This is a genomic window from Bacteroides sp. L008, from assembly GCF_040812255.1.
GTDB classification, from domain to species: Bacteria; Bacteroidota; Bacteroidia; order Bacteroidales; family Bacteroidaceae; genus Bacteroides; species Bacteroides vicugnae.
In genome coordinates this window covers 567,520-581,248 of sequence record NZ_JBFNXO010000002.1, presented here as the reverse complement: position 1 = coordinate 581,248, position 13,729 = coordinate 567,520, and the positions used below count along the sequence as shown (strand labels likewise).

The 13,729-nt window shown below is 44.7% G+C and carries 13 protein-coding genes; all 13 read left to right on the top strand.

Going from position 1 to position 13,729, the window contains the following annotated elements; translation table 11 throughout:
- The first annotated feature begins 15 nt into the window (after nt 1–15).
- Genes AB3G73_RS21535 through AB3G73_RS21475 form a run of 13 tightly spaced genes read left to right on the top strand, consistent with a single transcriptional unit; the run spans nt 16 to nt 13,728 of the window.
- Nucleotides 16–1,086 (top strand): class I SAM-dependent methyltransferase, encoded by a 1,071-nt coding sequence (locus AB3G73_RS21535; protein WP_099146013.1) that lies wholly within the window; start codon nt 16–18, stop codon nt 1,084–1,086.
- The gene (locus tag AB3G73_RS21530) at nt 1,083–1,556 is read left to right on the top strand and encodes a hydroxymyristoyl-ACP dehydratase (RefSeq protein WP_217721379.1); all 474 of its coding nucleotides are present in this window, start codon (nt 1,083–1,085) and stop codon (nt 1,554–1,556) included. Before AB3G73_RS21535 ends, AB3G73_RS21530 begins: the two co-directional genes overlap by 4 nt.
- A complete protein-coding gene (locus AB3G73_RS21525) occupies nt 1,553–1,996 on the top strand; it encodes a thioesterase family protein (RefSeq protein WP_004305454.1) in 444 nt (147 codons plus the stop codon). Before AB3G73_RS21530 ends, AB3G73_RS21525 begins: the two co-directional genes overlap by 4 nt.
- Nucleotides 1,981–3,783, top strand: a complete 1,803-nt coding sequence (locus tag AB3G73_RS21520; RefSeq protein ID WP_148366508.1) for a beta-ketoacyl-[acyl-carrier-protein] synthase family protein — start codon at nt 1,981–1,983, stop codon at nt 3,781–3,783. The genes AB3G73_RS21525 and AB3G73_RS21520 overlap by 16 nt, the downstream gene beginning before the upstream one ends.
- Complete coding sequence (locus AB3G73_RS21515) at nt 3,776–4,057, top strand: phosphopantetheine-binding protein (protein ID WP_004297289.1); 282 nt, start codon at nt 3,776–3,778, stop codon at nt 4,055–4,057. The genes AB3G73_RS21520 and AB3G73_RS21515 overlap by 8 nt, the downstream gene beginning before the upstream one ends.
- A gap of 3 nt (nt 4,058–4,060) precedes the next feature.
- Nucleotides 4,061–5,338 (top strand): beta-ketoacyl-[acyl-carrier-protein] synthase family protein, encoded by a 1,278-nt coding sequence (locus AB3G73_RS21510; RefSeq protein ID WP_195648609.1) that lies wholly within the window; start codon nt 4,061–4,063, stop codon nt 5,336–5,338.
- 24 nt (nt 5,339–5,362) lie between these two features.
- On the top strand, nt 5,363–6,361 hold the full coding sequence (locus AB3G73_RS21505; protein ID WP_367745584.1) for a beta-ketoacyl synthase chain length factor: 999 nt from the start codon (nt 5,363–5,365) through the stop codon (nt 6,359–6,361).
- Entirely contained in the window at nt 6,358–7,035 is a 678-nt protein-coding gene (locus AB3G73_RS21500) for a polysaccharide deacetylase family protein (RefSeq protein ID WP_320975286.1), read from the top strand. Before AB3G73_RS21505 ends, AB3G73_RS21500 begins: the two co-directional genes overlap by 4 nt.
- Nucleotides 7,036–7,048: 13 nt before the next feature.
- Nucleotides 7,049–7,684: an outer membrane lipoprotein carrier protein LolA gene (locus tag AB3G73_RS21495; RefSeq protein WP_148366512.1), complete on the top strand. Its 636-nt coding sequence runs from the start codon at nt 7,049–7,051 to the stop codon at nt 7,682–7,684.
- The gene (locus tag AB3G73_RS21490; protein ID WP_259022182.1) at nt 7,659–8,219 is read left to right on the top strand and encodes a hypothetical protein; all 561 of its coding nucleotides are present in this window, start codon (nt 7,659–7,661) and stop codon (nt 8,217–8,219) included. Before AB3G73_RS21495 ends, AB3G73_RS21490 begins: the two co-directional genes overlap by 26 nt.
- A 3-nt stretch (nt 8,220–8,222) precedes the next feature.
- A complete protein-coding gene (locus tag AB3G73_RS21485) occupies nt 8,223–8,687 on the top strand; it encodes a 3-hydroxylacyl-ACP dehydratase (RefSeq protein ID WP_195648614.1) in 465 nt (154 codons plus the stop codon).
- Complete coding sequence (locus AB3G73_RS21480; protein ID WP_367745583.1) at nt 8,684–9,874, top strand: DUF2062 domain-containing protein; 1,191 nt, start codon at nt 8,684–8,686, stop codon at nt 9,872–9,874. The genes AB3G73_RS21485 and AB3G73_RS21480 overlap by 4 nt, the downstream gene beginning before the upstream one ends.
- Complete coding sequence (locus AB3G73_RS21475; RefSeq protein WP_367745582.1) at nt 9,871–13,728, top strand: 1-acyl-sn-glycerol-3-phosphate acyltransferase; 3,858 nt, start codon at nt 9,871–9,873, stop codon at nt 13,726–13,728. The genes AB3G73_RS21480 and AB3G73_RS21475 overlap by 4 nt, the downstream gene beginning before the upstream one ends.
- The last annotated feature ends 1 nt before the right edge of the window (nt 13,729 follow it).

Below are 13,729 nucleotides of genomic sequence, written 5' to 3'. Positions count from 1 at the left end.
TATAACAAAATAAAGATGCAACAGAATCAATATGATAAGGAACCGTTGACCGCGGTAGAGGCACAACGCCTGGCACAAGAAATAGCTTTCGGGCCCGTCGTGTTTCAGGTATCACGCCTTATGCTCAAATTCGGTATTTTTCAGTTACTGGCCGACGAACGCGCTGGCATGACACAAGAAGAAATCAGCAAGGCTTGTGGGTTGTCTTCCTATGCGACACAAGTTTTGTTGGAAGCCTCATTAACCATCGGTACGGTATTGCAGCACGAAAACCGTTACCGCCTTGCCAAAGCCGGATGGTTCCTGCTCAACGACAAGATGGTACGTGTCAATATGGATTTCAACCACGATGTCAACTATCTGGGAATGTTCCATCTTGAAGAGGCTCTCACCAACGGACGTCCCGAAGGGCTGAAAGTATTCGGCGAATGGAGTACCATCTATGAAGGACTGTCAAGCTTACCCTCACAAGTACAAAAGAGCTGGTTCGGTTTCGATCATTATTACTCGGATTGCTCGTTTGACGAAGCTTTGGCGATTGTTTTCGCCCGTCATCCCAAGACTTTACTGGACGTGGGAGGTAATACCGGTCGATGGGCAACCAAGTGCGTAAGCTATGACGACGCGGTGGAAGTAACTATTATGGATCTTCCGCAACAATTGGAGATGATGCGTCAACAAACTAAAGAACTGCCCGGAGCAATGCGTATCCACGGGTATGGCGCCAATCTGCTCGATCCCGAAGTTCCTTTCCCGACAGGGTTCGATGCTATCTGGATGAGCCAGTTCCTTGATTGTTTCTCGGAAGAAGAAGTAACCAGCATACTGACCCGTGCAGCCCGCTCTATGAGCCGGGAGAGCCGCCTCTATATCATGGAAACTTTCTGGAATCGGCAAAAGTTTGACACAGCCGCTTATTGCCTGACACAAATCAGTCTTTATTTCACAGCCATGGCAAATGGTAACAGCAAAATGTATCATTCGGATGATATGGAACGGTGCATCAAAGCAGCGGGATTGGAAGTCGAAAAGATAGATGACCATTTAGGAATGGGACACAGCATTGTACAATGTAGATTGAAATGAACAACAGGGAAGTTATCATACAAGGAGAAGGAATACTCAATCTGATTCCACAGCGTCCGCCCATCGTGATGGTGGACAGTTTCTTTGGTATCGAAGAGAATCATTCTTATTCCGGACTGACTGTTACTGCTGATAATATTTTCTGCGAAACCGGAAAACTGCAAGAAGGAAGCGAACAACCGGAAACCGGAAAACTGCAAGAGGCGGGAATTATTGAACACATCGCTCAATCGGCAGCAGCACGTATCGGATTTCTTTATACCCGGCAGGGTGAAAAAGTACCGTTAGGGTTTATCGGCTCGGTAGACAAACTTAAAATCTACGATTTGCCAAAGATCGGGATGAAACTATTTACGGAGATTACCGTTGTACAGGAGGTATTCGACATTACATTGATTTCTGCACAAGTGAAAGTGGAAGACAAGCTGATAGCTGAATGCAGGATGAAAATATTTATAAAAAAAGAATGAAACGGAAAACGAATCAACAGGTTGCAGCTTTGACTAACCGGACTACCTTCAGAGTGCGGTTCAGCGAAATAGACTCCATGCAGATTGTATGGCATGGTGAGTATGTGCGCTACTTTGAAGATGGAAGAGAAGCTTTTGGCAAACAGTATGGTTTGGATTATATGAGTATTTACCGGGAGGGATACATGGTTCCTATCGTGGATCTCACCTGTCAGTTCAAACAATCACTATCTTTTGGTGAAGAAGCGATTGTCGAGACGCGCTATATTGCCTGTGAGGCAGCCAAGATAAAATTTGAATACGTTATCTACCGGGCTACCGACCAGAGTATAGTAGCTACCGGAAGCACCATACAAGTGTTCCTGAACCTGAATAAAGAATTGGAGCTTATGAATCCTCCGTTTTATCTGGAATGGAAAAAGAAATGGAATATCCTTTAAATATATACATCACAGCCCATACGCTGATTAGTTCGTTAGGTTTCGGCATCCCGGAAAATCTGGAGGCCATCCATAACTACCGAAGCGGAATCCGTATGCAAGAAGCCGGCCTAATTTCCGATCATCCCCTATTGGCGGGAATGATTGATTCTGTGGAATTGGAAAAACGGGCGAAACTGATGCAGATTACGGATTATACCCGGATGGAGCAATTATTCATACTGGCTATCCAAGAGGTTATTTCTCAATCGGGAGCCGACTTGCGGGAGCCGGATTGCGCCTTGTTATTATCTACCACTAAAGGAAATATAGATTTATTGAGTGACCGGACAAAACAATCGGCCTTTCCACAGCAAATCTCTGCTGACAGTCCGGTTTTTCTTTGGAAAATGGCGGAACGAATCGGAGATTTCTTTAGAGCGACAAATCAGGTAGAGGTCATCTCTAATGCCTGTATATCAGGAGTCTCGGCACTAATCGTCGCTAAGAGATGGATAGAATCAGGACGTTACAAACGAGTGATTGTGGCAGGTGGGGATATTCTTTCTCATTTCATTACCAGCGGCTTTCTATCGTTCCGTTCTGTAAGCGTACACCCCTGCCGACCATACGATATACAACGGGATGGATTAAGCCTGGGCGAAGCCTGTGGAGCTGTTCTTTTAGAAACTCAAGGAAACGCGAATCATATTATTCTCTCCGGAGGAGCAATCAGTAATGACGCCAACCATATATCCGGTCCTTCCCGAACAGGGGATGGTTTAGCTCTAGCTATTAATCAGGCAATGGAAGAAGCCGGAGCACTCCCCGAAGACATTAGCTTTATCAATGCACACGGAACAGCCACGGTTTACAATGACGAAATGGAATCCAAAGCCATACATCTGGCGGGATTAGCCACAGTCCCGGTGAATAGCCTTAAACCCTATTTCGGTCATACATTAGGGGCTTCGGGCATTATTGAAACCATACTTTGCATAGAACAACTAAAAGAAGGAAGATACTACGGAACTTTAGGGTATGAAACACTCGGTGTTCCCATGCCTATCACTGTCTATGCCACTCATCAACCGATGCCGATGAAATGCTGCATCAAAACCGCTTCCGGTTTCGGAGGCTGTAATGCCGCACTGGTATTATCCCTCCCCGATGCTCATCTGAAACAGAAAGCAAACTTGCAGGCCACAGACAAAGCGAGTACTCCGCCAGCTTGCAAAGCAGTGGTGGAATCGGGCAACACGGTCACAATCAGACCGGGAGCAATAGAAAGTAAAGGAACAACTGTATTCAGTTCTTTGGAAACTGACTTTGCACCATTCATCCGGGAAGCATACAAACATCTGGGAGAAAACAATATGAAGTTCTATAAGATGGACAACCTCTGTAAGCTGGGATATGTAGCTGCCGAATATTTACTGAAAGATACACACTACCGTCCGGAAGAGATTGGAATCATTCTTGCCAATGCTTCTTCCTCTCTGGATACGGACTGCAAACATCAAGCGATCATCAGTAAAGAAGGAGACAAAGCAGCCAGTCCTGCCGTGTTTGTCTACACTCTCCCCAATGTAGTATTGGGAGAAATCTGTATCCGGCACAAGATTCAGGGAGAGAATACATTCTTTGTCCGTCGACAATCCGATACTGCCTCATTAGAGGATTATGCAAGGATTGTGATGGCGAAAGGCAAGTTACATACCTGTATCATAGGCTGGTGCGAACTACTGGACGGACATTATCAAGCAGAATTTAAACAACTTAATAATATATCAACGATTTATGGATAATTTAGATCAAACCAAAAGAGAACTGATGGACGAAGTGAAAGGGAAACTAATCGAAGAGTTGAACCTTGAAGAAATCACTCCGGAAGATATTGACAATGAAGCCCCTCTGTTTGGCGACGAAGGTCTTGGCCTTGACTCCATTGACGCACTCGAAATCATCCTGATTCTGGAACGCGAATACGGTATAAAGATAGAGAACCCCAGTGAAGGAAAACAAATCTTCTACTCGGTACGTACACTGGCAGACTACATCATTGCTAATCGCAAAGCTTAACCGATGAAGATATACGTCACCGGATTGGGAGTTGTTTCGGGCATCGGTATCGGAGTTTCCAAAAATATAGAAGCGTTGAGACAAAGAAAGCATGGCATCGGAAAAGTAACTCTTTTTCCGACTGCTCTCGATGTGCCCGTATCCGAAGTGAAACGTAGCAATGAGGAACTGAAACAACTATTATCTTTACCTCCACAACGCACTGTATCACGTACGGCCTTGTTGGGAATGATGGCAGCCAAAGAAGCAATGGATGACGCGGGATTAAACTTGCGCATATCGCCCAACCGACCAGAAAATCAGCTACTAAATCAGCCGCTAACCTCGCAAAAAGACCAGCGATCATTACGTATCGGTTTTATTTCCGCCACTTCCGTTGGCGGTATGGATTTGAGCGAGCACTTCTATGAATCTTTCAAGAAAAACCCAGGACAGGGACGATTACGGGAAGTGATTTCACACGACTGCGGAGCCAGTACGGAATTGATTGCTTCGTATTTAGGTATCAATGATTTTATAACCACCATCAGTACAGCCTGTTCGTCAGCAGCCAATGCCATCATGCTGGGAGCAAGAATGATTAAACACGGGCTACTGGATGCCGCTATCGTGGGAGGCACAGATGCACTTTGCCGGTTTACGCTCAATGGATTCAACTCCCTGATGATTTTGGACAAAACACATTGCCGTCCCTTTGACCGCTCACGTACCGGATTAAATCTGGGAGAAGGCGCCGGTTACTTAGTGCTTCAACCGGAAAGTTCACTCCAAAGAACTCCTTATTGTGAACTTAGCGGTTACGCCAATACGAATGAGGCTTATCATCAAACAGGAAGTTCTCCCGAAGGGAACGGTGCTTTTCTGTCAATGAGCGAAGCTATCGCTTCCAGTGGCGTTTCTCCTGAAGAAATCGATTATATCAATGTACATGGAACAGGTACTCCCGGCAATGATGCGTCAGAAGGTATGGCACTCCGAAGAATCTTTGGAGAACACGTTCCTCCATTTAGTTCGGTAAAAGCCTTTATCGGACATACCTTAGGAGCTTCCGAAGGAATTGAAGCTGTTTACTCCGTTCTTTCAATAGATAAAGGTATGATTTATCCTAATCTGAATTTTACGGAGGCGATGCCGGAAACGGAACAGAAATCAGGAATAGGACTGATACCGGAAACTTCTTTTCAAGAAGGAATCCCCATCCGACATGTGTTATCCAACTCTTTCGGTTTCGGAGGAAATGATTCATCGCTCCTCTTTTCCGCAACGAATTTTCCAGCATGAACGCACCTTTAAGTATTTAAGCCTATGCAGCCAGTTTATATTCAACGCATCGCTTCCATTCATCCGCAAAAGGATCATTCACCAGAAAATAATCACCCTTATCTTCAGGCTTGCGAACCCGACTATAAGGATATTATCACCAATGCGACCTTGCGCAGACGCATGAGCCGTATCGTAAAAATGGGGGTGGCCTGCGGATTGGAATGTATGGGTGAACTATCTCCTGAAAAGATACAAGGAATCATCACAGCAACAGGATTGGGCTGCCTGACAGACACGGAAAAATTCCTGAACAACCTATTGGATAATGAAGAGCGGATGCTGAATCCTACTCCTTTCATCCAGTCGACATTCAATACAATCGGTGCACAAATAGCTCTGATTCATCAAATACATGCCTACAACATGACTTATGTCCACCGTGGACTTAGTTTTGAAAGTGCTTTATTGGACGCTATGATGAAAATAGGAGAAGGAAGCGAGAATATACTTGTGGGAGCCATCGATGAAATGACAGAAACCAGTTACACGATTCAGCAACGGCTGGGAATGCTGAAAGGGATAGCAGCCGGAGAAGGTGCTCAATTCTTCCTGTTAAGTCGGGAAGCCGGAGAGCATCCGTTGGCTGAAATACAGGGAATCGAAACTTTCATCGGGAAACAGACTACAGAAGAAATCAGCTCCCGAATCATCCGTTTTTTGCAACGAAATGGTTTAGAATGTCAGGATATTCAGTGGTTGGTTACCGGGAAAAACAAGAAGCAACACAATCAAGATGACTCTCACGAGCAAACTGTCGACAATGACAACTCTATTTATGAAGAGCTTGAAACAAACCTTTTCCCGGAAAGTGTTCATCTTAGCTTTAAGGATGAATGTGGTGAATATCCTACCGCAACATCGTATGCGATATGGAAAGCAGTGAACAAATCGGCAAACTGCACTCCCCCTACCCATATATTGATTTACAATCATCACCACTCCATCAATCATTCATTGATTCTAATCCGGAAAAGCGTATGATAATCGTTTGCCTCCTTCTTTACCTGCTCTTGATCCTGTCTTTTCTCGTTTATGCTTCCTATAGCATTCGATCGGGAATTTACCTCCGGTCATTTTGCAAAAAGCATACTGCGGAAAAGATTGTCGCCCTGACTTTTGATGACGGCCCCGACTCCCTACAGACTCCCAAAGTTCTTCAGGTACTAAAAGAATATCAGGTAACCGCCTGTTTCTTCTGTATCGGCCATAAGGTAAAAGGGAATGAAGCAATCTTGCAAAAAATGGTAGCAGAAGGTCATCTGATTGGAAATCATTCGTATACCCATTCCGGTTTATTCCCACTATACGGGCTCTCCAAGATGAAAAAAGATTTGCAAACTTGTCAGTGTGAACTAGAACGAGTAACTTCGCAGCCGGTTAGTTTGTTTCGTCCACCGTTCGGTGTCACTAATCCAACGATTGCGAAAGCCGTTCGACAGTTAGGATATACCTCTATAGGATGGAGCATCCGTACACTGGATACACAACAAGCACCGGATAAAGTCCTTGCCAGAATTCGGAAACGTCTTGAACCGGGAGCCATCATTCTGTTGCACGACCGGATGCCGGACAGCGACCAGCTAGTGAAACAAATCTTGGATTTGCTGAAAGAACAAGGATATACAGTTGTCCGTCCGGACAAACTATTGGCATAAAATAAAAAAAGGTATGAGAACTTTATTAATATATTTATCGCTTATCTTCTTGTCTATAGCCTCTATCCATGCCCAGAGCATGAAAAAGATGCCACAAAAGACAGAGTTTGAAAGCCGCCTGGCAAAGGAGGCGCAAACCGTAGAGTCCATCGAAAGCGATTTCACCCAAGTGAAATATCTCGATGTATTCGATGAGAAGGTTACTTCCAAAGGGAAGTTCTACTACCAAAAAAGCAATAAAATCTGCATGGAATATTTCCGCCCGATGGATTATCTCATCGTGATAAACGGCAGTAAGCTCAAAATCGTTTCAGATGGCAAGAAAAGCATCATGAACCTTAGTTCGAACAAAATGATGGCACAGATGCAGGATATGCTGACCGCGTGTATGATAGGCGACCTGTCTAAAATGTCGTCCAACTACCAGCTGGAGTATTTTGAAGATGCACGATACTATCTGGTTAAAATAAAACCGACCAACAAAGCAGTACAAGCCTATATTGCCGGTATAGAAATCTATCTGGACAAGAAAGACATGTCGGTACACAAACTCCGTCTGTCCGAAACAGCCACAAACTATACAGAATACGAATTCTATAATAAAAAGTTCAACTCCCTGAAGAATGAGACGAAGTTTGCGATTCGTTAGTCTGACGGTTCTGCTATTCTTATGGATACAGATCCAGACTTCCTGCTCTCCACGAATGGGCGGGGAAGGCAGCACCGTGCCTCCCGCTATCGAACTGACACAAGGAGAAAGCTCGCAAAAATACAATATCCAACTGGATTTCATGAAACATCACATGAGCGGTATGCTAATAGTACGCCGTATGCCTGATAACGAAATCCGGATCGTAGCGTCTACCTACTTCGGACTAAGCCTTTTCGATTTTTCTCTTCGCAACGATCAGTTTACTGTCAACAGTTGCATTGAACCCATGAAAAAGGAAAAGGTGCTGAAACTTCTGGAAATGGATTTCAGACGTCTGTTCTTAAGTGAGAAAGGTACTCGTGTGAAAGCGACCAAAGACAGTGCTACTGAAAAAAGAACCAGTGGAAAAGGCTTTGGAAAGTCAGTGGTCTACATCACTGGCAATACTCCGGGCGATCCCGCACAAATAAAAATCAAACATCCGTGGATTCGGTTAACGATCCGTCTGGACAAACTATCTAAAGAGATTTAATATATGCTACTTGATAACTTCTATACCATCCTTTCCTCCGAATCATCGGACTCAACGATCTGGACTATCCAGATAAAGTTGAATCCCGGGCATCCTGTTTATCAGGGACATTTCCCCGAACATCCGGTAGTTCCGGGAGTTTGCCTGTTACAACTTATCAAGGAATGTGTAGAAGACATTCGCCAGCAAAAGTTGCAAATAGCACAAGTGTCTTCCTGCAAGTTTCTTTCGGCTATCAATCCTATAGAAACACCGTACATTTCGGTTGCACTGACTTTTAAAGAGACAGAAGAAGGTACACTTCAATTGCAGGCGGAGGGGAGTGTAAAAGAAGGAGCTGTGAAAAAGAACATTGTAAAAGAAAGCAGTATAAAGGACAGCAGTATAGAAGAGAACTGTGCAGAAGGGCATACCGTAAAGAGCGAATATTTCATTAAACTAAAAGCTGCACTTACCCCGAAAGCATGAAAGAACAAATAAGTACAGCCTATTGGCACGAGAAGTTGAACCAATTAGGGATCATCGTTATCATCCCAAGTTACAACAATGGAAAGACACTGGCGGACGTCATAGAAAGTGTACGTTTCTACGCCCCCGATATCCTTGTTGTCAACGACGGTTCTACAGATGAAACTGCCGGAATACTTAGCCGGGAATCTAACTTACATACCATCACCCACCCTGTCAATCAAGGAAAAGGAGTAGCTTTGAGACATGGACTATCCTTTGCCAAAAAGCAAGGATTTCGGTATGCAATCACCATTGATTCTGACGGACAGCATTTCGCTTCGGATATTCCCGCATTGATCGAAGCCATAGAAAAAGAACCGGACACATTATTGGTAGGTGCCCGTAACCTCGCCTCGGACAATATGCCGGGAAAGAATACATTTGCCAATAAGTTTTCCAACTTCTGGTTTACCCTCGAAACAGGTATCAAACTGCAAGATACACAATCCGGCTACCGCCTGTACCCCATCCAACGAATGAATGTAGACAAGTGGTATTACACCGCCAAATACGAATTTGAGTTGGAAGCACTTGTCTTTGCAGCCTGGGGCGGCATTAGCGTTAAAAACATTCCGGTACATGTTTATTATCCGCCACAGGAAGAGCGGGTTTCTCATTTCCGACCGTTCCGTGATTTCACCCGTATCAGTATCCTGAATACAATATTGGTACTCGTCACTTTCCTTTGGATCATCCCCCGAAACTTCTTCCGTAAACTGAACTGGAAGAACTGCAAGCAGTTTTTCTCGGATCATGTCACCCACTCCCCCGAATCTAATCTGCGGATCACGGCTGCCATCACACTCGGCGTATTCATGGGTATCGTTCCGGTATGGGGATATCAAATGCTAATCACGTTATTTCTGGCACATTTGTTCAGACTGAATAAAGTCATAGCTATTGTAGCAGCCAATATCAGCATCCCTCCGATGATTCCATTTTTGCTGTACGGCAGTTACGTGACCGGTTGTAAAGTGCTGGGAGATCCTGTCAATCTGCATTTAAACGAACTTTCTTTTGAAAATGTAAAATCAGTCATAGAGCAATATTTAATAGGAAGTGTTATCTTTGCAGTCGTATGCAGCATACTGGCAGGAACCATCGCGTTCATTCTGCTCACGGCGTGTAGGAAAAAAAAGATATGACCCAGTTTTTTATCGGACTATATGATTATTTCGAGAGGCACAAGATTCTGTTCTATTTGTCACTCATCAGTTGTGTCCTGTTGATGGGATTCTTTGCCCTGCAAGTAAGGTTCGAAGAGAACATCACACAATTTTTCCCCGACACTAAAGATTCCCAGAACACAATCAAAGTGTTCGACAATCTCAAGATTAAGGATAAGATTATCATTATGTTATCCTCGGCAGATACCTGCCACCGCGTAGAACCTGACTCCCTGATAGAAGCAGCCGGACAACTGCAACAAACCCTGACTGAAAAAGCCGGAGGAACACTGATTAAAGGAATTTTCGCACAGGTAGACCAAAGCCTCATCCAAGGAGCCACAGACTTCGTTTATGAACATCTTCCGCTTTTCCTGACCGATACGGACTATCAACGCTTCGATTCCTTACTGACGGATAAAGGGATACAGGCTGTCATGCAGAAGAATTATACCAACCTCCTCTCTCCTGCCGGAATTGCATTAAGAAGTTATATTCTCCGGGACCCGCTCGGACTGGGAAGTGAAGCCCTGAAACATTTGCAAGATTTCCAGTTGGAAGCCAACTACGAGATTTATGACGAACATATCTTCTCCAAAGACGGCTCCACCTTACTTATGTTCATTACCCCGGTATTCAGTACAGGCAGCACCGGAAAGAACGACGAACTGATAAAGATACTCGAAGAAGAGCTCAAGCACGTACAGGGAGAATCCCCTACCATTCGAGCTGAATATTTCGGCGGTCCCTCCGTGGGAGTCTACAACGCCCGTCAGATTAAGAAAGATACCATCCTGACTTCCTCCCTGGCACTGCTTATCATCATTGTATTTATCTCACTCGTTTTTAAACGAAAGAGATCGATACCGTTGATTATTACTCCGGTACTGTTCGGAGGATTATTTGCCCTGTTTCTCATTTTCTTTATTAAAGGAAGTATCTCCGCCATTGCAGTGGGAGCCGGTTCAGCAGTGATGGGTATTGCACTAAGCTATTCCATTCACATGCTGGCACATCAGAACCATGTTTCCACCGTGCAACAACTTATTAAAGAGATAGCCTATCCGCTTACGGTAGGTAGTTTCACCACCATCGGCGCATTTCTGGGATTGATATTCACCAGTTCCGATCTGTTACGCGACTTCGGTTTGTTTGCCTCTCTGGCATTGGTGGGCACTACCCTCTTCTGCCTCATTTACCTGCCTCATTTTCTGAAAGGACAGGCAGACGTCAAACAGGGACGCATACTACGCGTCATCGAGAAAATAAACGCTTATTCTTACGAAAAGAATAAATGGCTGGTAGGCGGCATCCTACTCATTACAGTGATCTGTTTGTTTACTTCGCAAAAGGTAGGCTTCAACAACGATATGATGAGTCTCAACTATGAGCCCCGCCATCTCCAACAATCGGAAGAAAAATTACTGCAACTCTTCGACAACGACGAAAAGACCGTGCTTTTTGTCAGTGTGGGCAAAGACATGAATCAGGCTACCGAAACTTATGCAACGACCAATCAGAAGTTATCGGCACTGAAAGAGCAGGGACTCATCAAAGAGTATGCCTCCGCCTCACAGTTTCTGATCTCTCCGCAAGAACAGCAGAAACGCCTGAAGAAATGGAAAGATTACTGGACGGATGAAAAGCAGCAACAAGTTCGTGAACAGTTGGAAACAGCTGCTGCCGAATATCGTTTCCGTCCGGGAAGCTTTGATTCTTTTTATCAATGGATGAACCAACCTTTCGGTGAATATCATTACACCGCGCAAGGAGACGATTTATCCGGCAAGCTATTGAATGAATGGCAAACCTCTGCCGATTCCATCACCATGCTTATCAGCCAGATACGGATCAGCGAACCGAATAAGGAAGCTGTGTACCAGAACTTTAATAAAGATCCGAATGTAGTCATCTTCGACCGTTCCTACTTTGCCAACAAATGGGTATCGGCCATCAATGACGACTTTTACCTGATTCTGTACATCTCTTCTTTCCTGATATTCTTTGCACTATGGTTCTCCTACGGACGTATCGAACTTACCTTGATGAGTTTTCTCCCGATGCTAATCAGCTGGGTAATCATCTTAGGATTAATGGGAATTCTGGGAATTGAGTTCAATATCATCAACATCATCCTGTCCACCTTTATCTTTGGCATTGGAGATGACTTCAGTATCTTCATTATGGACGGGCTACAAAACAAATACCGTACAGGTCAGAAGGTGTTGAATTCCCATAAAACAGCCATCTTCTTCTCCGCCTTCACCACAGTGGTCGGTATGGGAGCACTTGTGTTTGCCAAACACCCGGCTTTGCAATCCATTTCACTGATTTCCATTCTGGGTATGATAGCAGTGGTATTGGTGGCCTATACCATTCAGCCACTCATTTTCCGGTTCTTCATCGCAGGCCCCGCTTCCAAAGGATTGCCGCCTTATACGCTTATCGGATTGATACGTACCGTGTTGCTCTTCCTGCTTTTCTTTATCGGCTGCATCGTCCTCCGTATATTGATTATCCTGCTTTATCCGGTGCCTGTGCGCAAAAGCAGCAAGCAGCGTTTGGTGTGCCGCCTGATACAAATCACCTGCAAAGGAATTTTGCTACTGGCCACCGCCGTCAAAAAAGAACATATCAACAAAGCCAACGAACGCTTCCGGCATCCGGCAATTATCATTGCCAACCACCAGTCATTCATCGACATTCTGGTATTGCTGTCTCTTTCGTCTAAAATCCTGATGGTAACCAACCATTGGGTATGGCACTCTCCTTTCTTCGGAGCCATCATTCGTTATGTCGACTTCTATTATATAGGCGAAGGATACGAGCAATATATGGAACGGATGCGGAAAAAAGTGAAGGAGGGCTACTCCATCGCCATTTTCCCGGAAGGCACACGTACCTATAACGGAAAGATGAAACGTTTCCACAAAGGAGCATTCTATCTGGCAGAAGCATTGAAACTGGATATTCTCCCGATCCTGCTTTACGGTAATAACAAAATCATTGCCAAAGCACAACCTTTCAATATTCGGAAAGGAATCATCTATACGGAAATACTTCCCCGTATACCATTAGACGATCTGTCTTTCGGAAGTACTTATCAGGAGCGTACCAAACGCATATCCGCTTACATGAAAGAGGTTTATGCCCGTATCTGCCGTGAACAGAACACTACGGACAATCCGGCGTTCTACGAAGCTCTTATCCAGAACTATATCTATAAAGGTCCCGTCGTAGAATGGTATATCCGTATCAAAGTAAAAATGGAAAAGAATTACCGGCTATTCAACCGGTTGATTCCCGTCCAAGGGCAAATCACAGACATCGGTTGCGGCTTCGGCCCGTTATGCTATATGCTGTCTCTGCTTTCCGAGGACCGGGAAATCCTGGGTATTGATTACGATGAAGACAAGATAGCGCTGGCGCAGCACGGATGGTTACGCAACGAGCATCTCCAGTTCAAGCATGGCAATGCATTGGAATATCCCCTGCCGGAAAGTGATGTCTTTATCCTGAACGACATGCTTCACTATATGAGCTACGAACATCAACAAGCCCTATTGTTGAAATGTGCCGGTCGCTTACGTTCAGAAGGAATGATTATCATACGCGACGGAAATTCAGCCAACGCTTCCAAGCACCGGTTAACCCGGTTCACGGAATTACTATCCACCCGTATTTTCAACTTTAACCGGACGGTCGGAGAATTACACTTCACCACCGAAACTCAACTACGGGAAATAGCAGTCGCCTGTGGAATGGATGTCGAAATCATTCCTAATGACAAATATACATCGAACACTATTTACATATTCAGAAAACCGGACTAGT

Bases quoted from the DNA above. Each gene is read 5' to 3' on its own strand.
- AB3G73_RS21535 (WP_099146013.1), top strand. From the start codon at position 16: ATGCAACAGAATCAATATGATAAGGAACCGTTGACCGCGGTAGAGGCA.
- AB3G73_RS21530 (WP_217721379.1), top strand. From the start codon at position 1,083: ATGAACAACAGGGAAGTTATCATACAAGGAGAAGGAATACTCAATCTG.
- AB3G73_RS21525 (WP_004305454.1), top strand. From the start codon at position 1,553: ATGAAACGGAAAACGAATCAACAGGTTGCAGCTTTGACTAACCGGACT.
- AB3G73_RS21520 (WP_148366508.1), top strand. From the start codon at position 1,981: ATGGAATATCCTTTAAATATATACATCACAGCCCATACGCTGATTAGT.
- AB3G73_RS21515 (WP_004297289.1), top strand. From the start codon at position 3,776: ATGGATAATTTAGATCAAACCAAAAGAGAACTGATGGACGAAGTGAAA.
- AB3G73_RS21510 (WP_195648609.1), top strand. From the start codon at position 4,061: ATGAAGATATACGTCACCGGATTGGGAGTTGTTTCGGGCATCGGTATC.
- AB3G73_RS21505 (WP_367745584.1), top strand. From the start codon at position 5,363: ATGCAGCCAGTTTATATTCAACGCATCGCTTCCATTCATCCGCAAAAG.
- AB3G73_RS21500 (WP_320975286.1), top strand. From the start codon at position 6,358: ATGATAATCGTTTGCCTCCTTCTTTACCTGCTCTTGATCCTGTCTTTT.
- AB3G73_RS21495 (WP_148366512.1), top strand. From the start codon at position 7,049: ATGAGAACTTTATTAATATATTTATCGCTTATCTTCTTGTCTATAGCC.
- AB3G73_RS21490 (WP_259022182.1), top strand. From the start codon at position 7,659: ATGAGACGAAGTTTGCGATTCGTTAGTCTGACGGTTCTGCTATTCTTA.
- AB3G73_RS21485 (WP_195648614.1), top strand. From the start codon at position 8,223: ATGCTACTTGATAACTTCTATACCATCCTTTCCTCCGAATCATCGGAC.
- AB3G73_RS21480 (WP_367745583.1), top strand. From the start codon at position 8,684: ATGAAAGAACAAATAAGTACAGCCTATTGGCACGAGAAGTTGAACCAA.
- AB3G73_RS21475 (WP_367745582.1), top strand. From the start codon at position 9,871: ATGACCCAGTTTTTTATCGGACTATATGATTATTTCGAGAGGCACAAG.